Consider the following 23,777-nt stretch of genomic DNA (forward strand, 5'->3'; position numbering starts at 1 on the left):
CTGTGCTTACTCGCCAATCGCCGCCAGCTGGTCGGCCTGGTATTCGGCCAGCAACGGCTCGATCACCGCATCGACCCCGCCGGCAAGGATCTCGTCCAGGGAATACAGGGTCAGGTTGACGCGATGGTCGGTGACCCGGCCCTGGGCGAAGTTGTAGGTACGGATCCGCTCGGAACGATCCCCCGAGCCCACCAGCAATTTGCGCTCACTGGCGATGGCATTGGCAGCGGCGCTGGTCTGCTGGTCGTTGAGCTTGGCCGACAACCAGGCCATGGCCCGCGCGCGGTTCTTGTGCTGGGAACGTTCTTCCTGGCACTCGACCACGATGCCCGAGGGCAAGTGCGTGATGCGGATCGCCGAGTCAGTCTTGTTGACGTGCTGGCCGCCCGCGCCGGAGGAACGGTACGTGTCGACCCGCAGGTCCGCCGGGTTGATCTCGATGGCTTCCTGCTCGTCCGGCTCGGGCAATACCGCCACGGTGCAAGCCGAGGTGTGGATACGCCCTTGGGATTCGGTGGCCGGCACACGCTGCACACGGTGGGCACCCGATTCGAATTTCAGCTTGCCGTAGACATTATCGCCTTCGACCCGGGCGATGACTTCTTTATAGCCGCCGTGTTCGCCTTCGTTCTCCGACAGGATCTCCACCCGCCAACCGCGACGCTCGGCATAACGCGAATACATGCGGAACAGGTCGCCGGAAAAAATCGCCGCCTCGTCGCCGCCGGTGCCGGCACGGATCTCGAGGAACACGTTGCGCCCGTCATTCGGGTCCTTGGGCAGCAGCATGCGTTGCAGGTTGCTTTCCAGTTCGAGCAACTGCTCCTTGGCTTCGCGCACTTCTTCCACGGCCATTTCACGCATGTCCGGGTCGCTGTCCTTGAGCAGCGCCTGGGCGCCTTCGAGGTCGTCCTGCACTTTGAGCAACTGTTTATAGGTGGCGACAATCGGCTCGACTTCCGCATATTCCTTGGAATAGGTGCGGAATTTGTTCTGGTCGGAAATGACTTCGCCGTCGCCCAGCAAGGCGGTCAGTTCTTCGAAACGGTCCTGGAGGATATCCAGCTTGTTGAGCAGTGACGCTTTCATTGCGGTTTTTTATCCGAAAAGCTATCCGGTGAGCCCTCACCGAGGGCGAAGAGTTCCTGGGCCATGGCCAGCGCATCGAGGCGGCCTTCGGCGGTCAGCTTCTTGAGCTGGACACTGGGGGCGTGGAGCAATTTGTTGGTCAGGCCGCGAGCCAGTTGCACCAGCACCTCTTCGGCACTGCCGCCGTTGGCCAGCAGGCGCTGGGCCTTTTGCAGCTCCTCGTCGCGCAGGCGTTCGCTCTGCTGACGATAGGCCTTGAGCACATCCACCGCCGCCAGCTCGCGCAGGCGGACCATGAAGTCGTCGGCGCCGATGGTGATCATCTCTTCCGCCGCCTGGGCCGCGCCTTGTCGGCTCTTGAGATTCTCGGCGACCACCTCGTGCAGATCGTCGACGCTGTAGAGATACACGTCGTCCAGCTCGCCGACTTCCGGCTCGATGTCCCGGGGGACAGCAATGTCCACCATAAAAATCGGCTTGTGCTTGCGCAGTTTCAGGGCACTTTCCACCGCGCCCTTGCCAAGGATCGGCAACTGGCTGGCGGTGGAACTGATGACGATGTCGCTGTGCACCAGCTCCGCGGGAATGTCCGACAACAGCACCGCATGGGCGCCGAACTGCTCGGCCAGGGTACTGGCCCGCTCCAGGGTCCGGTTGGCGACGACTATGCGCTTGACCCCCAGGTCGTGGAGATGGCGGGCGACCAGGGTGATGGTCTCACCGGCGCCGATCAGCAGCGCCTGGCTGCGTTGCAAATCGCTGAAGATCTGTTTCGCCAGGCTGACAGCGGCAAACGCCACGGATACCGGGTTTTCGCCGATGGCGGTGTCGGTGCGCACTTGCTTGGCGGCATTGAAGGTGGCCTGGAACAGACGGCCCAACAGCGGACCGACGGTGCCGGCCTCGCGGGCCACAGCGTAGGCCGACTTCATCTGGCCGAGAATCTGCGGCTCGCCCAACACCAGCGAATCGAGGCCCGAGGCGACGCGCATCATGTGACGAACGGCCGCATCGTCTTCATGCACATAGGCACTGGCGCGCAGTTCTTCGAGGCTCAGGTCGTGATAGTCGGCCAGCCAGCGCAGAATCGAATCCGCCGAAACGTGATCCTGTTCTATATAAAGCTCGCTGCGATTGCAGGTGGAGAGGATCGCAGCTTCGCGGCTGTCGGTGAGTCGGCAGAGCTGCTGCAGGGCCTCAACCAGTTGCTCAGGCGTAAAGGCCACGCGCTCGCGGACGTCTACTGAAGCAGTCTTGTGGTTAATACCGAGTGCAAGGAAGGCCATTCAAGGTCGCTGATAGTGACGTGAAGCCGGCAATTGTCCTACTTCGTCAGATTCAGAACAACCACTCGATCTCTATCGCCCTGCCCTGGCTTGTAAATCGACGGGGCGGTTATGTTTGACCCAAGGCTTGTGTCATGATGATCCGACCGCAGGTTAGTCGTCCTCTTCCTATATGAATAGATCTTCCGCGTTGCTCCTCGCCCTTGCCTTGCTCAGCGGCTGCCAGTCCATGGCCCCCGTTTCGACGGACGGTACGCCGCCGGTCGAAGACAGCGTGCAGGCACCTGAAAAACCCAAGGTCTACGGCTCGTTCAGCGAAGAAACCATCTTCAGCCTGTTGAGCGCCGAACTGGCAGGCCAGCGCAATCGCTTCGACATTGCGCTGGACAACTACGTGACCCAGGCCATCAATACCCAGGACCCGGGAATCTCCGAGCGGGCATTTCGCATTGCCGAATACCTGGGCGCCGACCAGCCCGCGCTGGATACCGCGCTGATCTGGGCCAGGAATGCCCCCGATGACCTGGAAGCGCAGCGCGCCGCCGCCGTGCAACTGGCCCGGGCCGGGCGCTACGACGACTCCATGGTCTATATGGAGAAAGTCCTGCTGGGCAAGGGCGACACCCATTTCGACTTCCTGGCCCTGTCCGCCGCCGATACCGACCAGGAAACCCGCAACGGCCTGATGAAAAGCTTCGATCGCCTGTTGCAGCGCCACCCGAATAACGGCCAGCTGATTTTCGGCAAGGCCCTGCTGCTGCAACAGGATGGCGACACCCAGGGCGCCCTCACGCTGCTGGAAGACAACCCGCCGGAAGCCGGCGAAGTGGCGCCGATCCTGCTGCGTGCCCGCCTGCTGCAAGGCTTGAACCGCGGCGACGAAGCCTTGCCGCTGCTGGAAAAAAGCATCAAGAAATACCCGGACGACAAACGCCTGCGCCTCACCTACGCCCGCATGCTGGTGGAAAACAACCGCATGGACGACGCCAAGGTGGAGTTCTCCAGCCTGGTCCAGCAATACCCGGAAGACGACGAGTTGCGCTATTCCCTGGCGCTGGTCTGCCTGGAAGCCAAGGCCTGGGAAGAGGCCAAGGGTTACCTGGAGGACCTGATCGCCCGGGAAAGCCACGTCGACTCGGCCCATCTGAACCTGGGGCGCATCGCCGAGGAACGCAATGACCCTGAGAGCGCACTGATCGAGTACGCCCAGGTTGGCCCGGGCAACGACTATCTGCCGGCGCAGTTGCGCCAGGCCGATATCCTGATCGGCAATGGCAAGACCACCGAAGCCCAGAGCCGCCTCGCGGTGCAACGCGACTCCCAACCGGACTACGGCATCCAGCTGTACCTGATCGAAGCCGAAACGTTGTCGGCCAACAACCAGGGCGACAAGGCCTGGAACGTGTTGCAACAAGCCTTGAAGCAGTACCCGGACGACCTGAACCTGCTGTATACCCGCGCCATGCTGGCGGAGAAACGCAATGACCTGGCCCAGATGGAGAAAGACCTGCGCCTGATCATCCAGCGTGACCCGGACAACGCCATGGCCCTCAACGCCCTGGGCTATACGTTGTCGGATCGCACCACCCGCTATGACGAAGCCAAGCTGCTGATCGAACAGGCCCACCAGATCAATCCGGAAGACCCAGCGGTGCTCGACAGCCTTGGCTGGGTGAATTTCCGCCTGGGCAATCTCGACGAAGCCGAACGCCTGTTGCGCCAGGCCCTGGAGCGCTTCCCCGACCAGGAAGTCGCCGCTCACCTGGGCGAGGTCCTGTGGGCCAACGGCAAACAACGCGAAGCCCGGCAGATCTGGAGCAAGTTCCTCAAGGACCAGCCCGACAGTCCCATTTTGCGCAGCACCATCAAACGCCTGACCGGATCCGAGACTCTTTAAGATTATGTTTTTGCGCCATCTCATCGTTTTCAGCTTCATTGCCCTGCTCGCCGGCTGCGCGGGCTTCGGCGCCCGTGAATCCGTCCAGGGCCAGGGCAACCAGGCCCAATGGCGCGAGCACAAGCAACAACTGAGCGGCCTCGACGGCTGGCAGATCGACGGCAAGATCGGCATTCGCGCCCCGAAAGACTCCGGCAGTGGCACGCTGTTCTGGCTGCAACGCCAGGACTACTACGACATCCGCCTGTCGGGCCCACTGGGTCGCGGTGCGGCCCGCCTGACCGGTCGGCCGGGCCAGGTATCGCTGGAAGTCGCCAACCAGGGACGCTACGAGGCACCCACGCCCGAAGCGTTGCTGGAAGAACAACTGGGCTGGAAGCTGCCGGTTTCCCACCTAACCTGGTGGGTTCGCGGGCTGCCGGCACCGGACAGCAAAAGCCGTCTGACCCTCGATGCCGACAGCCGCCTGTCCAACCTGGAACAGGATGACTGGCAGATCGAGTACTTAAGCTATGCCCAGCAGAACGGCTATTGGCTGCCCGAACGCATCAAGCTGCACGGCAGCAACCTCGACGTCACGCTGGTGATCAAGCAATGGCAGCCGCGCAAGCTGGGGCAATGACATGAGCGCCGCACGCCTGACCCTGCCCTCCCCGGCCAAGCTCAACCTGATGCTGCACATCCTCGGTCGTCGTCCGGACGGCTACCACGAGTTGCAGACGATTTTTCAGTTCCTGGACTACGGCGACGAAATCACCTTTGCCGTACGCGACGACGGCGTGATTCGCCTGCACACCGAATTCGAAGGTGTTCCCCACGACGACAATCTGATCGTCAAGGCCGCGAAAAAACTCCAGGCGCAATCCGGTTGTACGCAGGGCATCGATATCTGGATCGACAAGATCCTGCCCATGGGTGGTGGCATCGGTGGCGGCAGCTCGAATGCGGCTACCACGCTGCTCGGTCTCAACCACTTGTGGCAGCTGGGTTGGGACGCGGATCGCCTGGCCGCCCTGGGCTTGACACTGGGCGCCGACGTGCCGGTTTTCGTGCGTGGCCACGCCGCTTTCGCTGAGGGCGTAGGGGAAAAACTCACCCCGGTGGACCCTGAAGAACCCTGGTACTTGGTACTGGTGCCGCAAGTCTCTGTAAGTACAGCAGAAATTTTTTCAGATCCACTGTTGACACGTAACTCTCCTCCCATTAAAGTGCGCCCCGTTCCCAAGGGAAACAGTCGAAATGACTGCTTACCGGTGGTAGCAAGGCGTTATCCAGATGTTCGTAACGCTTTGAATTTGTTAGGTAAATTTACCGAAGCAAAACTCACCGGAACTGGAAGTTGTGTGTTTGGGGGCTTCCCAAGCAAAGCTGAAGCTGATAAAGTCTCGGCCCTTCTGACAGAGACCCTTACAGGGTTTGTAGCAAAAGGAAGCAACGTTTCGATGTTGCATCGCAAGCTGCAAGACCTGCTCTAAAAGGAATCGAGTGCTGGGCACTCGCAGCAACAGATACAGGGGCGTCGCCAAGCGGTAAGGCAGCAGGTTTTGATCCTGCCATGCGTTGGTTCGAATCCAGCCGCCCCTGCCATTTTCCTATACTCATCCAGGTATACCCTCAGCCTTCAGGTACTGCGCGTGTCCAAGATGATGGTCTTTACGGGGAACGCTAACCCCGATCTGGCTCGGCGTGTTGTACGTCAGCTGCATATCCCTCTCGGTGACATTTCTGTCGGTAAGTTTTCCGACGGCGAAATCACTGCCGAGATCAATGAAAACGTTCGCGGTAAAGACGTCTTCATTATTCAGCCGACTTGCGCCCCGACCAACGATAACCTGATGGAACTCGTCGTGATGGCTGATGCCTTCCGTCGCTCCTCGGCTACTCGTATCACTGCTGTTATTCCTTACTTTGGTTATGCCCGTCAGGATCGCCGTCCGCGTTCCGCACGTGTGGCAATCAGCGCAAAAGTCGTGGCTGATATGCTGACCGTAGTCGGCATCGACCGTGTCCTCACGGTTGATTTGCATGCTGACCAGATTCAGGGTTTCTTCGATATTCCCGTGGATAACATCTACGGCTCCCCGGTCCTGGTGGATGATATTGAAGATCAGCGCTTCGAAAACCTGATGATCGTGTCCCCGGACATTGGCGGCGTCGTGCGTGCACGAGCAGTTGCCAAATCCCTGGGCGTGGATCTGGGTATCATCGACAAACGCCGTGAGAAAGCCAATCACTCCGAAGTGATGCATATCATCGGCGACGTCGAAGGGCGCACCTGTATTCTGGTCGATGACATGGTCGATACCGCCGGCACCCTGTGCCATGCGGCCAAGGCCCTGAAAGAGCATGGCGCTGCCAAGGTCTTTGCCTACTGCACACACCCTGTGCTGTCGGGTCGAGCGATCGAGAACATTGAAAATTCCGTGCTGGACGAGCTGGTGGTCACCAACACCATCCCGCTGTCCGCTGCAGCACAAGCCTGTGTGCGTATCCGCCAACTGGATATCGCACCGGTTGTTGCCGAGGCGGTTCGCCGCATCAGCAACGAAGAATCGATCAGTGCGATGTTCCGCTAAGGGCCCTGCCCTTTCCAGGACATCTCGTTGACGAAAAGCGCCCCGCCCCGGCATTACCTGTCGGGGCGGGGCTTTTTTGCCCATATCGCCTTAAGCGCTGGTCGCAAGCGCTGGGGTGAATGTGGTTACTTTGGAGATACAACATGAACGATTTTACTCTGAATGCTGAAGTGCGTTCCGACCTGGGGAAAGGTGCGAGCCGCCGCCTGCGTCGTCTCGCAAGCCTGGTTCCAGCTGTAGTCTACGGTGGCGAGAAAGCCCCTGAGTCCATCAGCATGCTGGCCAAAGAAGTTGCCAAACTGCTCGAAAACGAAGCGGCCTACAGCCACATCATCGAGCTGAACATCGGCGGCACCAAGCAGAACGTCGTGATCAAGGCCCTGCAACGTCACCCGGCCAAAGGCCACGTGATGCACGCTGACTTCGTACGCGTAGTCGCCGGCCAGAAACTGACCGCTATCGTGCCTGTGCACTTCGTTGGTGAAGCTGCTCCGATCAAGAAAGGCGGCGAAATTTCGCACGTTGTTTCGGAAATCGAAGTGACCTGCCTGCCGAAAGACCTACCTGAATTCATCGAAGTCGACCTGGCTAACGCCGAAGTCGGCACGATCATTCACCTGTCCGACCTCAAGGCTCCTAAAGGCGTTGAGTTTGTTGCTCTGGCACACGGCGATGACAAGGCTGTTGCCAACGTCCACGCTCCACGTGTTGCTCCAGAAGCTACTGAAGAAGGCGCTGCAGAGTAATTTCACTCTGTCGCCGGAGTGGCCGGAAACATCGCGGACTGGAACGTAGCGAGACAGCGGGCGAGAACGCGAAGTTTACTTAACGGTAAATCCGCCATTTTCGTCCATTGCCGCAACACCGCCTGATTGCGACATCGTTATCCACACTCCAGGAAGGGCCCCTATCGTGACTGCCATTAAACTGATCGTTGGCCTGGGAAATCCAGGCGCTGAATACGAACAGACCCGGCATAACGCAGGGGCCCTTTTTGTTGAGCGCATCGCGCAAGCACAAGGCGTCAGCCTGGCAGCCGATCGCAAGTATTTCGGCCTGACCGGTCGCTTCTCGCACCAGGGTCAGGATGTTCGCCTGTTGATTCCCACCACCTACATGAACCGCAGCGGCCAGGCCGTAGCGGCATTGGCCGGTTTCTTTCGCATCAAGCCTGAAGAAATCCTGGTGGCCCACGACGAACTCGACCTGCCTCCGGGCGTTGCCAAGCTCAAGCAAGGCGGCGGCCATGGCGGTCACAACGGATTGCGCGACATCATCGCGCAACTGGGTAATCAGAATACCTTTCACCGCCTGCGGCTCGGCATCGGCCACCCAGGCGTTGCCAGTATGGTTTCAAACTTTGTCCTGGGTCGTGCGCCTCGCGCCGAACAGGAAAAACTCGATGCCAGCATCGACTTCGCCCTCGGCGTGCTGCCGGATATCCTCGCCGGTGAATGGAACCGCGCGATGAAAAACCTGCACAGCCAGAAGGCCTGACACTTATCCGAGGGGAAACACCATGGGATTCAATTGCGGCATCGTCGGCCTGCCTAACGTCGGCAAGTCCACCCTGTTCAACGCCCTGACCAAATCCGGTATCGCGGCCGAGAACTTCCCCTTCTGCACCATCGAGCCGAACAGCGGCATCGTGCCGATGCCCGACCCACGCCTGGACGCCCTGGCGGCCATCGTGATCCCGGAGCGCGTGCTGCCGACCACCATGGAATTCGTCGACATCGCCGGCCTGGTGGCTGGCGCCTCGAAGGGTGAAGGCCTGGGCAACAAGTTCCTGGCCAACATCCGTGAAACCGATGCCATCGCCCACGTGGTCCGCTGCTTCGAAGACGAGAACGTGATTCACGTTTCCAACAGCGTCGACCCGAAACGCGATATCGAGATCATCGATCTGGAACTGATCTTCGCCGACCTCGACAGCTGCGAAAAACAGCTGCAGAAAGTCGCTCGCAATGCCAAGGGGGGCGACAAGGACGCCGTCGCCCAGAAAGCCCTGCTCGAGCAACTGATCGCTCACTTCACCCTGGGCAAGCCGGCACGCAGCCTGATCAAGAACATGGGCGCCGATGAGAAACAGATCATCCGCGGCTTCCACCTGCTGACCACCAAACCGGTCATGTATATCGCCAACGTTGCCGAAGACGGCTTCGAGAACAACCCGCTGCTGGACGTGGTGAAAGCCATCGCCGAAGAAGAAGGCGCGATGGTCGTACCGGTCTGCAACAAGATCGAAGCGGAAATCGCCGAGCTTGAAGATGGCGAAGAAAAGGACATGTTCCTGGAGGCCCTGGGCCTTGAAGAACCCGGCCTGAACCGCGTGATTCGCGCCGGCTATGAAATGCTCAACCTGCAGACCTACTTCACCGCTGGCGTAAAAGAAGTCCGCGCCTGGACCGTTCGCGTCGGAGCCACCGCGCCACAAGCCGCGGCCGTGATCCATACCGACTTCGAAAAAGGCTTCATCCGCGCCGAAGTCATCGCCTATGACGATTTCATCCAGTACAAGGGCGAAGCGGGTGCCAAGGAGGCTGGTAAATGGCGTCTGGAAGGCAAGGAGTACATCGTCAAGGACGGTGATGTGATGCACTTCCGCTTTAACGTCTGACGGTTTTCCGTGGCTCTCCACGGTACTTGATGGACCTCAGCCCCCCCCGTCATCGTTAAGCGATACGGGGGGTTCGCGTCTAAGCCCCACCATCCCCATCCATTGAGATCCGAGCGTTGCCAGTAGAGATTCACATAACCGACATTCAGCCCGTACAGTTGTGCTTTCGACCTAACTGCTCCTCCAAACCGAATCCAGTACGAATGTCGCTGTTGATAAGCTCGCCCAGTGCTTTATCGACGGCTGCCAATGCGCCCTCCATGTAGCCGCCTTGATCGCCACCTACCTCGCTGCCGATCAAATGAAATATATCGCTCCATGGTGAATCGAGCGACAGCGTGAACTCATGCCGTCCGTGCCACCCCAGCGAAACCTGATCCTCGTCTGTCGCAGTAAATGGATCGGTTGCCCAGTCGTGTATGAAGTCCTCAATTGGATTGAGCGCTTCATCGCCAAAGAGACGCTTCAGTTGTTCCCGGCATAACGCCTTCAAATCCGACATATTCATGCTTTGGCGTCGAGCCGCATTCATACTTAGAAAACCGAAGAGTGCTGCCCCGCTTTCATTACAGGCGTCGTGAACTTCACCTAGTGGGCCAACACCGCTGAACGCATCGCCCGAGAGATCGTGCTCACGCCAGAATGGCCTGGCATATCGTGCAACGTATTTAGCGTGTGACGCCATCCATGTCGGCATGCTGTTCATCTGCTGCAATTTTTGCCGAGAGAGGGGCGGCGTAAAATGAATTTTCCCTATTAGCCGAGGAGGTATAGCCAGCCAAATCTGTGAGTAAATCGAAGAGTGAACTCGGCCTTCAGAGAGCGTTAAGCGTATAGCCTGATCGTCGATTTGGATGTCCGTCAGCGCTGCATCGACGTGGACAGATGCTTGTGGCAATGAAGCCGCGAGCGCTTTAACCAAGCGGCCTGTTCCCCCTTCTATACGCATCGAAACGTTGCCCGAGCGATACCCCTCTCTACGAACCAGATCAGTGGCCCAGCGCTCTACCAGCGCATCCCCTTCTTCGTGTTGCTGAAACGTAGGTAAGCCCAACTCCTCGACCAGGCTTTGCATGCGAGGCTGGCAGTCTGGCCAGAACCACGTCGGCCCGAGATCAAAGCCACCCACCTCCGTTGAAAGAATTCTTCCACCAAGTCGACCTTGTGCTTCGAACAGATCGAAGTCTATGCCAAGACCACGAAGGCGATAGGCTGCATAAACACCAGCCAGACCTCCTCCAATGATGGCAATTTTCTGTGTAGTCATGGGTGCCCTCCGGGACGAAAAAAGGGCGCCATCCGGCGCCCAGTTATATCAGTGTTTCTCGAAGGCAGACACGGCATCGAATACCCGCGCGGTGTAAGTCAGTGCCGCCCCAGCATTGAGCGAGATGGCTACGCCCAGCGCTTCAGCAATTTCTTCGCGGGTTGCACCATGCTTGAGCGCAGCCTGGACGTGGGAGGCAATACAGCCGTCACAACGTGTGGTGATTGCCACGGACAAGGCGATCAGCTCATGGATCTTCGGCTCCAGGTGCTTAGCCGGGGCGCTGCCGATGGTGTGGAGGCCACGCATGGTTTCCGGGGCCAGTTTGGCGAACTCACTGACGTTACCCATCAGGCCCGCAAAATACTCATTCCAGTTCATCATGTTGCATCTCTCCCGATTAGTTACGACCGGCAGTCACGCCGCCATCGACTGGCAATACAGTGCCGGTGATCCACGAGGCTTCATCCGAGGCGAGGAACAACATCGCTTGGGCCACATCTGCTGGCTGACCGTTGCGGCCAAGCGGGTGGAAAGCGTTGAAGGTCGGTAAGACTTCCTTGACCTGATCAGCGTCCATGAAGGTCCCGTAGACCGGAGTTTCAACCACTGCGGGCGCCACCGTGTTAATGCGGATGTTGGAGCCGGCCAGCTCAAGCGCCAAGTTGCGAGTCAGGGCGTGGACGCCCGCATTCGCGGCGGAATAGGCAGCCGAGGGCGTCGCGCCGATGGCCTGGATCGCCCACAAAGAACCGGTCTGGACGATTGCGCCGCCGCCGCGCTTCAGCATGGCTTTGGCCGCAGCCTGGGCCATGAAAAACTTGCCTTTGAGGATAATGTCCAGAAACGCGTCATATTCCTCCGGGCTCACCTCAAGAAATGGCTTAGGGCTGAAGATGCCGGCGTTGTTGATGAGGATGTCTACGCCGCCGAAGCTGCTCGCTGCGAGGTCAACCAGTGCTTGCGCGGTGGCAGGCTTGGCGATATCCCCCGCATGAAAGCGGACCTTTTGACCCGAGGCATCAATTTCCTGGGCAACCTGGGCCAGTTTCACAGCATCTCGACCACCGATGACAACACTGGCGCCCGCTTCAACGAGCCGTTTGGTTACTTCCTTACCAATGCCTGAACCACCGCCGGTAACAATCGCAACCTTGTTAGAAAAACTATTCATGCTTTGATCTCCTCAGTGACACTGAGCGCAAGGGGTGAGAAACAACTACACCTTGGAATTGACCCTTTTTCTGCTATCTTCTGGGTACTAATCCGTTGGCTTGGTGTGCATTCTTCACGGCTGCGCTCACAGCGACAACGCAGAAGATTTTGTTTTAAGAGATAGAAAAACTATCAATGACCACTCCCGCTTATCTAAACGCCCTGCGTGCATTCGAAGCCGCCGCGCGGCACCAAAGCTTCTCCGCAGCCGCCGCCGAACTGAACGTCACGCCAGCCGCCGTGGGGCAACAGGTCCGTAACTTGGAGTCGTGGCTGGGTATTTCCCTGTTCACGCGCGCGAGTAGCGGTACTGCGCGCCTGATGCTCACGGACGTCGCCCGAGTGGCCTTGCCGGATATCAGAGAGGGGTTTGATCGGCTGTCGATTGGTCTCGCCCGGCTAAAGGATGCCAGCGTACATGCCGGGCTTACGGTCACGGTGAGCCCGGCCTTCGCATCCAAGTGGCTACTGCCACGAATCGAGCGCTTTCAGCAGGACCACCCGGATCTGGATGTACTGCTGGACACGAACGCTCGATCCGTGGATTTTCAGGTCGAGCGCATCGATGTCGGAGTGCGATACGGTGCAGGAAAGTGGCCAGGTCTCATCGCCGTGCACTTGATGGATGAGGTGATGTTCCCCGTCTGCGCGCCCGACTTCCCTCTGCTCAAGGACGGCAAGCTGATAGCCGAGGCTTTGGCCGATTGCACGCTGATCCATGATCTATCCATGGCCAACGATCGTGACTATCCCACGTGGCGAATGTGGCTGGACGCCTCTGGTTTTACGCACATCAAGTCTGACCACGGATTGCGGATCAACAACTCGGCTTCAGTCCTGCAAGCCGCGATAGACGGCCAAGGCTTGGCGCTCGCCCGCAGCGTGATGGTGCGCGATGATTTGTCGACGGGCCGCCTGATACGGCCGTTTGCGGACAAAGGGCTGGACTGCCCGTTGACCCAGGCCTATTACGTCGTCTACCGCGCTGAGTGCAGTGAACTACCGAAAATCCAAGCCTTCCGGGACTGGTTGATTGCCGAGGCAGAGCAAGCCGGATCACACGCCTAGATCTGGCGAAGCATCCTTGATCCAGACACGAGCACCTTGCGTGCCCGCTTTCACCACAAAGTGTTCGCCCTGCGGTAAACGCAACCAACTGAGTGGTTGCAGCAGGAAACCTTCGCCTATCAATTCGCCCTCCAGCACCAGCAACTCCAGTCCTCTGTGATTAGCTCGAGTCTGCTGGGTTCCAGCCGGTATAGCCTCCACCCAGACGCGCTCATGCTCACTCTCGTACAGAAGCTGATTGTTTTGAGTTCCAATACGCAAGACTACCGGGTGCCGGTCTGCGGGATGGAACTGGCGCAAGCGAACAAAGATTGTGCAGCCGCAGCTCGCTCCTGGAGCGTGCCGGCTGCCAGGAGGATTACGTACATAAGTACCTGCGGGATATCGGCCGTGCTCATCTTCAAAGACACCCTCCAACACCAGGAACTCCTCTCCGCCCGAGTGAACATGCGCGCTGAACGCACTGCCGGGAGCGTACCGCACCATTGAAGTTGCCCGCGCCTGTTCGCCACCGACCCGATACAAAGGGCGCCGATCCACTCCTGCGATCGGGCTATGAATCCATGGCAGCGTAGAGCTATGCACAATTGCCCTTTTTTGGCGGTCGTCGTTAACAAGCTCCTTCATCACAACTCTGCCCTGCCACCATCGACGACTACTTCAGCACCCAGCATGTAGCTTGAAGCATCACTGGCTAAAAAGAGCACCGCCGCCGCAACTTCCTCAGCGCGCCCCATACGGCCGATGGGCGCTTGCGCACCCACTCGCTCGGCATAAGCACGGTACTCCTCTTCACTTTGGTTTGGCTGATGGTGAATCGGGGTTTCGATAGCACCGGGGCTGACCGCGTTGACTCGAATGCGGCGCTCCAACAACTCTGCCGAGAGGGTACGCGCGAAACAGCGGACAGCAGCCTTGGAAGCCGATAACAGCGTCCGGCCCGGAGCACCAACCTGATTGAGCCAGGATGTGGAAAGGATGATAGAGCCGCCCGGGCGCATGATCGGTTCAATGGCTTGTACCGAGAAGAAAACGCCCTTCACGTTGATATCCATAAGCCTGTCGTACTGCTCTTCGGTCGTGCTGGACAGCGGCGTTCCAAACGCGACTCCAGCATTGGCGAAGAAGATGTCCAAGCCGCCGAACTCCTGCTCGACAACCTTCGCCATTTGCCGGAGTTGCTCGCTTGAACTTACATCAGCGACCAACGTGATAACACCTGGGCCAAGCTCTCTGCGCGCCGCCGCCAATTTATCCGCATCGCGGCCGGTGATCGCAACGCGCGCACCGTGAGCCAGAAACACCTTCGCCGTGGCCAGGCCGATGCCTGAGTTACCGCCAGTGATCAACGCCGTTTTACCGGTGAGCATATAAGACTCCTGTTGCGAGCTGGGCTATGTAGGGGGGTGCATTCAGCTCGAATGAAGTCATGGTGTGAAAACAAACGCCGCATCGCGACTGATTAAATCTACGCATCCGACATAGAAAATCTTCGTTGTGGAGAACCCTACTGATCTCCAAAGATTCTATTAGCTCTGAATTGTTGAACTCAATTTCGGCAACTACAGAGCAAGTCAGTAAAGTTTTTCTAGTGGTTGGAGCGTTTGCCTGATGACTGCGATAACTGACCCAGACCGCAATGAAACCAGCCGTTCGATCTGGGCATTGCAGGCGATTCTATGCCTGGTTGCCTTCGCAGCAAATTCGATTTTTTGCCGCCAGGCACTGATGAACGGTCAAATTGACCCCGATTCATTCACGGCGATTCGGTTGCTCAGTGGCGGGGTATTTCTGCTGCTCTTGATCAGGCGTCGTAATCCTCGTCCAAGCATCGGCGGTAGCTGGAGGGGTGGCCATCATTGCTGCGCTGGGGGGCGTCTGGCTCTTGAGCGAGCCTATGTCGATCCGCTTGTTGATGGTCTCAGCCGTGGTACTGGGGGGCGTCGCGCTGGCTTTGCCGGCGAACCGTCACCACGGCAATTGATCCATACGAACCATCACGCATGGGCAGCCTGCATGAGGCTTATTAGATTCTTCTTGCCAGTATCGGCCGCCAGTAGCCCTTACCGCAGAAACGGATACACACACCCTCCCAAACCGTCTCTATCGCACCCAGAGATCATCGGCTCTTTGAAATCACGCCACCCATATACTGATTCAAATCGCGAAAATCCTTAACGCTCCAAGAATGCGGCGGTAGCTTCACACCATTCTCTCGCAAGGTCCTCGGAATCAAATCCCCATTGGGTCGCAGTATTATCGACGACACAATGACACCCGGATAATCACTCAGTCGTTTCTTGAAAGCGGACGTTGTAAGGTCAGGCGTAGGAGGATTGCTCTTATGAGCCAACGGCCCTGTCCCCTTGATATCTGCCCCATGACACATGGCACATCTCTGTAAATAGAGATTTTTCCCATTGGCATTATCCGCAAAGGACAGTGATGTTTGAATGAACGATAAAAACCCTAGCGAAGCGATGACTAATATTTTCATGATGCTTTCGGCACATACCAATTTTTATGGGCGCAACTCCCTGCGGGAGCAAACTCATTCCCACAGGTTTTAGATGCCGGGATTGTTGTCCGCTCGCACAATCCGACTAGAACAGATAGCCCATGTAGATCGCCGCGCCACCACCGGCCTGCAGGCCAGCATTCACCCCGGCCATGACCACCGCGCCCTTGGCCGAGCGCGCCAGTTGCCGGTTGACCGTGGTCGAAGCGATGAGCGAGGTTGCCGGGTTGGAGCTCAGGGCCACCGACAACGCCAGCAACTTGGGATCGAGCCCGAACAGCAGGGCCGTGGCCGAACCGCCGATCCCCAAGCCCACGCCCACTTCGGTATACATGCAAGGGCCGGTGATATCGTCACTGGTCAGGTCGCGGTCGACCAGGGCGTCGCTGACAAACACCTTGCCAGTGCTGGGAAACGCCTCTGCCGCACCGGCCGCAGCCACACCCTTGCCCTTGATCTGGATATTGATCTTGCCGAAACGCGGCAGCCTGGCGCCAAACCCGACACCCACACCGACCCCGCCATAACGGTAGCTGACGTCTTCGCCCTGGGGCGAGCGCAGGATAATCGAGCCACCACTGCCCGCCACCATGACCACGGTCAGGCCACCACCGCTAGCGGTCTGGTACTGCCAGCGACTTTCATTAACCGGGAGTGGGATGTTGTAGCTCATACGTTCAAAGTCCTTTATGTGAATGAACCGCATCGCGACCGCGTTGGCGGGTGGCTTTCAGCAGGCCGACAAGGGTGAACACCAGTCCGATAAAACCCAGTACACCGGAAGTGCCCCACAGTGCCGCCGGGGCATCGACGATGGCGCTGGCCGTCGGCTGCTCGGGCAGGTAATGCACCCGCACCGGCTGGTCCTTCTGATAGCCGAAGATAAACCCGCCCTGGGGGTAGGAAATTTTTTCACCACTGATGGTGGTGAAGGCGATCTCGGGATGCGAACCACCGGCATTCAAGTGGCTGACGATGCCATCGGCGGTCTGTGCCCGGGCGAGGAAGTCGCGACGGTCGAGGGTGAGATTGACGGCAATGCCCAGCAAGCCAATGCCGATCAGCGCAAAAAGCAGGCCCAGCAGTATCGTCCCGGTGCGTGACGGGGGGTTGTTAGCCATAGCTTGTCCCGGTATTCGTCCATGAAAGAAGGCGGGGAGGATAACAAAAAGCCTGCTATGTCGTAATGCGGTTCATTCGAGGTTTGTGATCGCCGTGGCGAGGGAATTTCCGCCCTCGCCACGGATGCCCATTAGCCTCTTTTGACCTTGAAGCGTCCCAACACCCGCTGCATCAGGGAAGCTCGCTCTGAAAGGTCCTTGGCCGCCACTGCACACTCTTGCGAATTCGACTGGTTTTTCTGCGTCACTTCATCGATCTGTTCCAAGCCGATGCTGGCCTGCTGCAAGCCGGAAGCCTGCTCGCTGGAGGCCTGGTAGATCAGCGAAACCAGGTTGGAAACCGCGCTGGTTCCACTGACGATGTTCTTCAGTGATTCGGCGGTCCGGCCGGCGATGATCATGCCACGCTGAGTCTTGCTCGATGAATCGGCGATCAGCGCGGCAGTCTGCTGGGCGGCCTCGGCACTGCGGGCGGCCAGGCTACGCACTTCATCGGCGACCACGGCAAAACCGCGCCCAAGCTCACCCGCCCGGGCAGCCTCGATCGCCGCGTTCAAGGCCAGCAGGTTGGTTTGGGCGGCGATGTTGTCGATGGTGGTGATGATCGCAGTGATGTCCTTGCCCGAGTTGTCGATTTCGGCCATGGCGGCTATCAGTTCGCTCATCAATTTGTCGCTTTCCCCGGCATCGGCCCGCGAGGCCTGGGATTGCTCATCGGCCTTCTTGGCGTTGGCGGCATTGTCCCGGGTCTGGGCGGCCATCTGCGTCATCACCGCGCTGATTTCGGTGATGGACGAGGCGGAATTGGAAGCTCCGTCCGAGAGTGACTGACTCAAGTCGGTAACCTGCGCCGAGCTGCCGGTGATCTGGGTGGCGCTGATTTGAACCTCGGAAATCAGCTGGTTCAGGTTGCTGACCATTTTCTCCAATGACTTGCCAAGGGTGTCATGGGGCGAAGACAAGCGGACCTCCAGATCCAGGTCACCTTCGGAAATACGCTCGGCCACCCGCACCTGCCGTTGCAGGCTTTCAGACATGTCGTTGAGGGCCACAGACAACTGCCCGACTTCATCTTCGGATTTCTGCACCAGGCGACGAGAGAAATCCCCCAGGCTGATGGTGGCGGCCAAGGCGGCGGCTTCGCGAATCGGCCCAACGATTTTTGCCGCGGCATACCACAGGGCAGCCAGGGCCAACAACGAAATGACCAACCCTACCGATACCTGCCAGATGCTGTTGTTGAGGCTGCGCGCTTGCAGTTCCTGCTCCAGGGCGATGGCCTGGCTCATGACCACAGCCTTGGGCAGGCGAATCAACACCGCCCAGGGCTTGCCCGTGCGACCGAGCGCAATGGGCATCAGCACTTCGATGTTCTGTGTTTGCGCATTGAGCAGGCCATCACCCCGACCGCCCTGGATATCGCGGAGCACTTTTTCCCATGAGTTCGGCAACAACGCCTTGATCGGCTGGCCAATCAGGTCGGTCCGCTGGCTGTCCGCGACCACCAAGCCCTGGTTACTCAAGATCGAAACCGTGCCTTTGCCGCCGTAGAGATCGGCAGACATCTGCTCGCTGAGTTTCTGGATAAACGCGATATCGAAGTCAGCCCCGACCACACCGTAGAACTTGCCGTTGGATACGATGGGCACCGACAAGGTGGTCAGCCAGACGTTTTTCCCCTGGACCACATAAGGAATGGGGTCGAGCACGCTTTCCTTGAGGGTGTCGCGCGGGCCGCTGTACCAGCCGCCCTTGGGCACACCGTTGGGATGACGGTCCGGGGAGTCATACTCGACCAATGGTTGCACCGCGACGTGGCCATCGGCGCTGCGCGTCCAGTAAGGCGTGAAGCGCCCGGTCAGCGGGTTATTGCCATCCTCTGCATTGCGGAACGCCGGATCCTGCCCGTCCAACGCATTCGGTTCCCAGCAGGAATAGGTGCCGTTGAAGTCCGGGTTATCCTTGAGGACGCTGAGCAGTACGCTGTTGATCTGTTCACGGCCCAACGCCAGGGGGCTTTGCGAGGCCTTGCTGGCGGCAAAGGCATTGGCCATGGTGCGGGCTGCATCCAGCGCATTCTGCAACTTGGCCTGGATGGCGTTGGCCCGGGACTCGGCCAGGTTCTGGATTTCCCGGATCGCTGATTTTTCAACCAGTGCGCTGACCTCGGTCGAAACATATTGCTCGTTGGCCCGGGCGCTGAAGAGCCCGTAGACAATCAGGCTGATGGATGAAACAAACAGGCATACGCCTGCCGTGACACAAATGCGTGCCTGCAATGACTTGAACTTCATATCATTCCCCGCCTGATTCTATTTATGGCCAACGTCAAAAGACGGCAGCATCTAACGTATGCACGACACGGCATGACAATCGATTACGGCTGCTACGCCGTCCCCGAGGCAAACACCTTGGAAGAACTTGGCGATACAGCTCTTTATAAGAATTTCAATATGGCAGGTGGGGGGCGCAACCCCTGTCCGCCCGCAGCGCAGAAGAGGTCATCAAACCAAGAATCGAAGGCCTTATGTCCGGGACAATAAGGGCGATAGCTGGAAAGAATGTGAAAACCTGCTTTTTCAGTCACCACAGGGGTCACCCTTGAATAATGCTGCAGATTCCCTTCCAACCATTAACCACAACAGCAAATTAACACGACCAACCTTTATACAAATACCCACTTAAGGCTTATACAAACCAATACTTTAGTCGCAACAGCAACGTACTCATCAAGTACAAGATTCACAGCGTTTCAAGTTTGGACTCACTCCTTGCACGGCACTGGCCACCACCGCGCAAAAGGGAGGGCTCAGGCAAGATATGGGCGCCGGGCTACACTCCATGCGCGCCCAGCAAGGCACAACGCTCGAACGCCTTCTTCCGCATAGATAGGGAGATTCTCATGCACCGTCTCGCAAACCACGGATATACGAAGAGACCCGCCCCCGCCATTTGTGCAGTGCTGCCAGCCACTGGCGACATTGAACGGCACCTCCCTGGCTGAGCATTCCCTCGGCTACCTCAAGTCCGGGAACGATGATTCGCTCCGGGACTTCGCAACCCGACACTTGAAAAGACTTCCCGATCAATGCATCGGCGTAGCAGGCACCGGCGCGCCGGACTCTTGGGAGCGCAGCCGTACCCATGCACTGCGCTCACTCACCTCCGAAAACAACCGCAAGGCGTCCACCCAATGTCGTGAAAAGGAGATCCACATGAACAACCTGAGCGATATAACGCTGGCAACATCCACCAACCCCAGCGCCTTCCTCACGGTCCCGCTCGGCGATCCGGTCCAGGCTGACAACGGCAACATTCCACCCAACACGCGGATGCTGCCCGGCCAGTGGGCGGCAGCGGCCGACAACAGTTACGTGTTGCTGCTGCAGCCTGACGGCAACCTGGTGCTGTACCAGGTCGTCACAGGCCCCGTGGCGGCCAACAGCTCGTTCACCGGTAGCGCGATCTGGGCCACAGGCACCAACAATGGCGCCTACTTCGATGTCCAGACCGATGGCAACCTGGTCCTGGGTACCAGCGACGGCAACGTGGCATGGTCACCCTACACCAACGGCATCGACCCACAGGAACTGCTCGTCCAGACCGACGGCAACCTCGTGCTGTACAACACCCTCAACCAAGCCTGCTGGGCCTCAAGCAGCAATCACTATCAGGTTTGGCCGCCGACTCGCTGGGTCAATGTACAAAGCCACCTCGTTGCACCCGAGAAAGGCGTGCCCTTTGTACTCACCGCCAGTTCAGACGGCGTGACGCTGAGCCCTTTCGTGGCCGGTTCGCCCAACCAGATCTGGCAAGTCACCGCCGATGGACGGCTGCTCAGTGGCCTGCTCGCCGGGTTGGTGCTGGGTCAGGATACCGACAGCAGTACGCCAATCAACACCACACAGAGCGTACCCGTCCCGGTCGAGCAAACCTGGCTGTGGAGAACGGGACTCGGCCCCACGGCCATCCAGAACAGCGCTTCGAATCAGTATCTGAGTGTCGATATCACGGGGGGCTCGGTTCAGATGCAAGACACCGACACCTCGAGCCAATGGTACTTCATGCCTACCACGCCCCTGGACAGCATCATGGCCTTGCCGGCGTCCGACCCGGCCTTCCCGGCCTTTACGCCTGACCAACAGGCTGTCTATGACTGGATCAACAACAAACTGGCGGCCATGAACAATCAGCCCCATTTGATCCTGCGCGAGCAGTACACCAACGGCGCCAGCACCCTGGACAATTACCGGCAAGACATGCTCGGCCTGGACTACAGCGCGTTCCCACCGCAAGTCTGGCACCCCGTAGTGGACCAGTTGAAGTTGGAGCTCAGCGCGGCGAGCGCCGTCAACAGCCTGTTCGCCTGCTACACCAGTTTCCACACCCTGCTGTTCGAGGACCAGGGGGCGTTGCTCTCCGAACTTGGGCTGGATGCCGGGTTCGAGGACGGTGACTCGACCAATATCGGCGGCATCATCCTGGCGGTGCTCTCGGGCGTCATCTACACGGTGCTCTCGGCTGAAACGATGGAAGGCGACATCAATTATTTCGCCGTCGCGGCCAACGTTCTCCAGAGCGGTATCAATGTGGCGGTCGCGGCCCAGACCTCGAACGTTTCTCCCAGCCTGTTCCAGGTAGCCTATGCCGACCTGTGGGGACAATTGAGCGCTACCTTCGAAGGATTGCTGGACACGTTCGACACCATGGAAACCACGATACTGACCGACTGGGCCAAGCTGAAAATCACCTATACGCTGATCGCTTCCACTGCGCCCGACGGATTGTTCTGGAACTCCGGTGAAACTGGAAATATGGTGAAAGCCGCCAAGCAGGGCTACGTGCTGTCGGTGATGCAAATGCTGCTGCCGACCAAATTCCAGATCTATCAATACCTGGACGTCAATAACAACCCCATCGACGGTGTGCCCGCCTATGCGCAGTACATCACACCCGCGATCGACGGGACCTACTTCAAATACTGGATCGCCGATTCGACGGATTGGTCAATCTATCCGCAAGAAATCGCGCTCACCCAAGTCTGGGACAACGGCGGCTCGAAGGACGACTTTTTTAACAACAGGAACGGTTGGGCATTCGCCATGACGCGGCCCTACACCTACAGCGGCAACGCCGCCAATTACCTGGTAATCGCGCTTACCAACCTGAGCCCGAACACGCTGGTGGCCACGGTGTTCAATCCGTCCCCCACCTCCGCTGGGCCGTCCCCACAAACCCTGTATCCCTACGAGACCGTGTTGATCGAGGCCGAAGCAGCATTTCCTGGTGGCGTAGCGCTCACGCTCTCGATCTTCGACCCTTCCCGTGGCAACTACTTCGACGAGCCAATCGCCTCGTTCGATGCCTTTCAGGATTACTCTGGGTTTGCGGCCGGTAATGTGCGCACCGCCAACGCCACGACGGCGGGCGATTATCAACTGTCGACTCCACTGTGCAACTCGGGCGGGTACAAGCAATACCCCGGCGCCATCCAGGCCAGTATCTACCGTCCTTGAAGGGTGAATCGCATGCATAAGGAGCGGGAATTGGCTAGAAGAAAAAGCCGTGTTGACAGGCGGGCTTGCTCCGAAGGCGCTGGGTCGGTTTGCAATGATGTTGGATGTGCCGACGCCTTCGCGAGCAAGCTCGCGTTGGCGTCGGCTCAGCTACATGGACCTTCGCGCCTCAAGCCTTTCGAGTCCTCGGCAAGAAAATCGCCAACACCCCGAACAGCGGCAGGAACGAGCACAACCAGTACACATACTCGATGCCACGGATGTCCGCCAGGTGCCCTAGCAGCGCGGCGCCAATCCCGCCGAAACCGAACATCAGCCCGAAGAACACGCCGGCGATCATCCCGACGTTGCCCGGTACCAGCTCCTGGGCATACACCACGATGGCCGAGAACGCCGAGGCCAGGATGAAGCCGATGACCACGCTGAGGATGCTGGTCCACAACAGGTCAACGTGAGGCAGGATCAGGGTGAACGGAGCCACGCCGAGGATCGAGAACCAGATCACCGCCTTGCGCCCGATCCTGTCGCCAATCGGTCCGCCGAAGAACGTCCCCGCCGCCACTGCCCCGAGAAACAGGAACAGGTGCAATTGCGAAGAGGCCACCGACAAGTCGAACTTCTCGATCAGGTAGAACGTGAAGTAGCTGGTGAAACTGGCCATGTAGAAATACTTGGAAAACACCAACAGCCCCAATACCACCAGCGCACTCAAGACCCGGCCTTTGGATAAGCCATGCGTGGCCGCTTGGCCTTGCTTGAGCTTGAACAAGTTCAGGTGGTTGGCGTACCAGCGGCTGATGCGGTACAGCACGAACAGCGCTAACAGGGCGAACAAGCCGAACCAGGCCACATTGCCTTGCCCATAGGGAATGATGATCGCCGCCGCCAGCAGCGGGCCGAACGCTGAGCCGGCGTTACCGCCCACCTGGAACGTCGATTGCGCCAGCCCATAACGGCCGCCCGAGGCCAATCGCGCCACCCGCGACGCTTCCGGGTGAAAGGTCGACGAGCCAATGCCGATCAATCCCGCCGCCAACAGGATCAAGGCAAAACTGCCGACCATGGACATCATCACAATGCCGATCAACGTGCACACCGTCCCGGCCGGCAGCAGCCAGGGCTTGGGGTGCCGGTCAGTGTGATAGCCGACCCAAGGCTGCAACAAAGAGGCGGTCAACTGGAACGTCAGCGTGATCAAGCCAACCTGAGTGAACGTCAGGCCATAGCTGTCCTTGAGCATTGGATAAATCGAGGGCAGCACGGCCTGGATCAAGTCGTTGATCAGATGCGCCAGCGCCACGGCGCCGATGATCCGCATGACCAACGGGCTGCTTTGCGCAGTGGTGGCAACGACCGGGGTCTCGGCCTGGGTATTGCTGATAGCCATGGGAGTTTCCATACGACAGAGGGTGCACACGGGCAAGGCGTCAATGTGCCATTTTTCGGTGCAGCAAGGCTATCCCCTTAGCTAGCTATCGACCTCGAAAAATTGTCGAAATCCAAGGTGATAGCCCAACGCCATGGTCTGAATCTTGCCTTGTTAACGGTCTACAACACGGCTCCTTACAAAGGAGACCGAGAATGGGAAGTTTCGCTACAGAGCT

The 23,777-nt window shown here is 58.7% G+C and carries 21 protein-coding genes, 1 tRNA gene and 2 pseudogenes; 11 read left to right on the forward strand and 13 right to left on the reverse strand.

What is annotated here, in order from left to right; translation table 11 throughout:
- Positions 1 to 6 precede the first annotated feature (6 nt).
- Together prfA and hemA are read right to left on the reverse strand one after the other, a co-directional pair.
- The gene (gene prfA / locus BLO97_RS12640; protein ID WP_092346070.1) at positions 7 to 1,089 is read right to left on the reverse strand and encodes a peptide chain release factor 1; all 1,083 of its coding nucleotides are present in this window, start codon (positions 1,087 to 1,089) and stop codon (positions 7 to 9) included.
- Entirely contained in the window at positions 1,086 to 2,375 is a 1,290-nt protein-coding gene (gene hemA / locus BLO97_RS12645) for a glutamyl-tRNA reductase (RefSeq protein WP_063324386.1), read from the reverse strand. Before hemA ends, prfA begins: the two co-directional genes overlap by 4 nt.
- A 172-nt stretch (positions 2,376 to 2,547) precedes the next feature.
- Here hemA and BLO97_RS12650 point away from each other — a divergent pair, with 172 nt between their 5' ends.
- The 8 genes from BLO97_RS12650 (at position 2,548) to ychF (ending at position 9,468) form a co-directional block, all read left to right on the forward strand.
- On the forward strand, positions 2,548 to 4,272 hold the full coding sequence (locus BLO97_RS12650) for a tetratricopeptide repeat protein (protein WP_092346072.1): 1,725 nt from the start codon (positions 2,548 to 2,550) through the stop codon (positions 4,270 to 4,272).
- Between the two features lie 4 nt (positions 4,273 to 4,276).
- A complete protein-coding gene (lolB, locus tag BLO97_RS12655) occupies positions 4,277 to 4,894 on the forward strand; it encodes a lipoprotein insertase outer membrane protein LolB (protein WP_003205525.1) in 618 nt (205 codons plus the stop codon).
- Position 4,895: 1 nt separating this feature from the next.
- The gene (ispE, locus tag BLO97_RS12660; RefSeq protein ID WP_092149596.1) at positions 4,896 to 5,747 is read left to right on the forward strand and encodes a 4-(cytidine 5'-diphospho)-2-C-methyl-D-erythritol kinase; all 852 of its coding nucleotides are present in this window, start codon (positions 4,896 to 4,898) and stop codon (positions 5,745 to 5,747) included.
- Between the two features lie 37 nt (positions 5,748 to 5,784).
- A tRNA-Gln gene (locus BLO97_RS12665) sits at positions 5,785 to 5,859 on the forward strand.
- A gap of 47 nt (positions 5,860 to 5,906) precedes the next feature.
- Entirely contained in the window at positions 5,907 to 6,848 is a 942-nt protein-coding gene (locus tag BLO97_RS12670) for a ribose-phosphate pyrophosphokinase (protein WP_003205529.1), read from the forward strand.
- A gap of 143 nt (positions 6,849 to 6,991) precedes the next feature.
- Positions 6,992 to 7,594: a 50S ribosomal protein L25/general stress protein Ctc gene (locus BLO97_RS12675; RefSeq protein WP_014340196.1), complete on the forward strand. Its 603-nt coding sequence runs from the start codon at positions 6,992 to 6,994 to the stop codon at positions 7,592 to 7,594.
- A 166-nt stretch (positions 7,595 to 7,760) separates the two neighbouring features.
- Positions 7,761 to 8,345: an aminoacyl-tRNA hydrolase gene (gene pth, locus BLO97_RS12680; protein WP_003205533.1), complete on the forward strand. Its 585-nt coding sequence runs from the start codon at positions 7,761 to 7,763 to the stop codon at positions 8,343 to 8,345.
- Positions 8,346 to 8,367: 22 nt separating this feature from the next.
- Positions 8,368 to 9,468 (forward strand): redox-regulated ATPase YchF, encoded by a 1,101-nt coding sequence (ychF, locus tag BLO97_RS12685; RefSeq protein ID WP_092149599.1) that lies wholly within the window; start codon positions 8,368 to 8,370, stop codon positions 9,466 to 9,468.
- A 145-nt stretch (positions 9,469 to 9,613) separates the two neighbouring features.
- Here the strand turns inward: ychF and BLO97_RS12690 are convergent, their stop codons facing one another.
- From BLO97_RS12690 to BLO97_RS12700, 3 genes are read right to left on the reverse strand one after another with little or no spacing between them, the layout of a single operon-like run.
- The gene (locus BLO97_RS12690) at positions 9,614 to 10,735 is read right to left on the reverse strand and encodes a flavin monoamine oxidase family protein (protein WP_092223787.1); all 1,122 of its coding nucleotides are present in this window, start codon (positions 10,733 to 10,735) and stop codon (positions 9,614 to 9,616) included.
- 48 nt (positions 10,736 to 10,783) lie between these two features.
- The gene (locus tag BLO97_RS12695) at positions 10,784 to 11,119 is read right to left on the reverse strand and encodes a carboxymuconolactone decarboxylase family protein (RefSeq protein ID WP_092149605.1); all 336 of its coding nucleotides are present in this window, start codon (positions 11,117 to 11,119) and stop codon (positions 10,784 to 10,786) included.
- 16 nt (positions 11,120 to 11,135) lie between these two features.
- Positions 11,136 to 11,909 (reverse strand): SDR family NAD(P)-dependent oxidoreductase, encoded by a 774-nt coding sequence (locus BLO97_RS12700; protein WP_092223790.1) that lies wholly within the window; start codon positions 11,907 to 11,909, stop codon positions 11,136 to 11,138.
- 176 nt (positions 11,910 to 12,085) lie between these two features.
- Between BLO97_RS12700 and gcvA the strand changes: the two genes are divergently transcribed.
- Positions 12,086 to 13,018, forward strand: a complete 933-nt coding sequence (gene gcvA, locus BLO97_RS12705) for a transcriptional regulator GcvA (RefSeq protein WP_063324380.1) — start codon at positions 12,086 to 12,088, stop codon at positions 13,016 to 13,018.
- Here gcvA and BLO97_RS12710 read toward each other — a convergent pair.
- A complete protein-coding gene (locus tag BLO97_RS12710; RefSeq protein ID WP_092149611.1) occupies positions 13,007 to 13,645 on the reverse strand; it encodes a cupin domain-containing protein in 639 nt (212 codons plus the stop codon). The two genes, gcvA and BLO97_RS12710, sit on opposite strands and share 12 nt — an antisense overlap.
- On the reverse strand, positions 13,645 to 14,388 hold the full coding sequence (locus tag BLO97_RS12715; protein WP_092149614.1) for an SDR family oxidoreductase: 744 nt from the start codon (positions 14,386 to 14,388) through the stop codon (positions 13,645 to 13,647). Before BLO97_RS12715 ends, BLO97_RS12710 begins: the two co-directional genes overlap by 1 nt.
- Before the next feature lie 241 nt (positions 14,389 to 14,629).
- Here BLO97_RS12715 and BLO97_RS32255 point away from each other — a divergent pair.
- A pseudogene (locus BLO97_RS32255) lies at positions 14,630 to 14,872 on the forward strand (EamA family transporter); the annotation flags it as partial.
- Positions 14,873 to 15,137: 265 nt separating this feature from the next.
- On the opposite strand, the gene BLO97_RS12725 reads toward BLO97_RS32255, so the two are convergent.
- From BLO97_RS12725 to BLO97_RS32265, 5 genes and pseudogenes are all read right to left on the reverse strand, one after another.
- Positions 15,138 to 15,515, reverse strand: a complete 378-nt coding sequence (locus tag BLO97_RS12725; RefSeq protein WP_092346096.1) for a c-type cytochrome — start codon at positions 15,513 to 15,515, stop codon at positions 15,138 to 15,140.
- 106 nt (positions 15,516 to 15,621) lie between these two features.
- Positions 15,622 to 16,209 (reverse strand): hypothetical protein, encoded by a 588-nt coding sequence (locus tag BLO97_RS12730; RefSeq protein ID WP_014340199.1) that lies wholly within the window; start codon positions 16,207 to 16,209, stop codon positions 15,622 to 15,624.
- A gap of 4 nt (positions 16,210 to 16,213) precedes the next feature.
- Positions 16,214 to 16,657 (reverse strand): DUF3592 domain-containing protein, encoded by a 444-nt coding sequence (locus tag BLO97_RS12735; protein WP_175489843.1) that lies wholly within the window; start codon positions 16,655 to 16,657, stop codon positions 16,214 to 16,216.
- A 131-nt stretch (positions 16,658 to 16,788) separates the two neighbouring features.
- On the reverse strand, positions 16,789 to 17,694 hold the full coding sequence (locus BLO97_RS32260; RefSeq protein WP_371856169.1) for a methyl-accepting chemotaxis protein: 906 nt from the start codon (positions 17,692 to 17,694) through the stop codon (positions 16,789 to 16,791).
- Positions 17,689 to 18,951: pseudogene (locus tag BLO97_RS32265) on the reverse strand (HAMP domain-containing protein); the annotation flags it as partial. The pseudogene BLO97_RS32265 and the gene BLO97_RS32260, both read right to left, overlap by 6 nt.
- 921 nt (positions 18,952 to 19,872) lie before the next feature.
- Here BLO97_RS32265 and BLO97_RS12745 point away from each other — a divergent pair.
- The gene (locus BLO97_RS12745; protein ID WP_092346078.1) at positions 19,873 to 22,173 is read left to right on the forward strand and encodes a calcium up-regulated protein; all 2,301 of its coding nucleotides are present in this window, start codon (positions 19,873 to 19,875) and stop codon (positions 22,171 to 22,173) included.
- Positions 22,174 to 22,342: 169 nt separating this feature from the next.
- On the opposite strand, the gene BLO97_RS12750 is transcribed toward BLO97_RS12745, so the two are convergent.
- Positions 22,343 to 23,560 carry an MFS transporter gene (locus BLO97_RS12750; RefSeq protein ID WP_092149632.1) on the reverse strand — a complete coding sequence of 406 codons (1,218 nt, stop codon included), beginning with the start codon at positions 23,558 to 23,560 and terminating at the stop codon, positions 22,343 to 22,345.
- Positions 23,561 to 23,777: the final 217 nt, after the last annotated feature.

The organism is Pseudomonas sp. NFACC05-1, assembly GCF_900100135.1.
Taxonomy (GTDB): domain Bacteria; phylum Pseudomonadota; class Gammaproteobacteria; order Pseudomonadales; family Pseudomonadaceae; genus Aquipseudomonas; species Aquipseudomonas fluorescens_Q.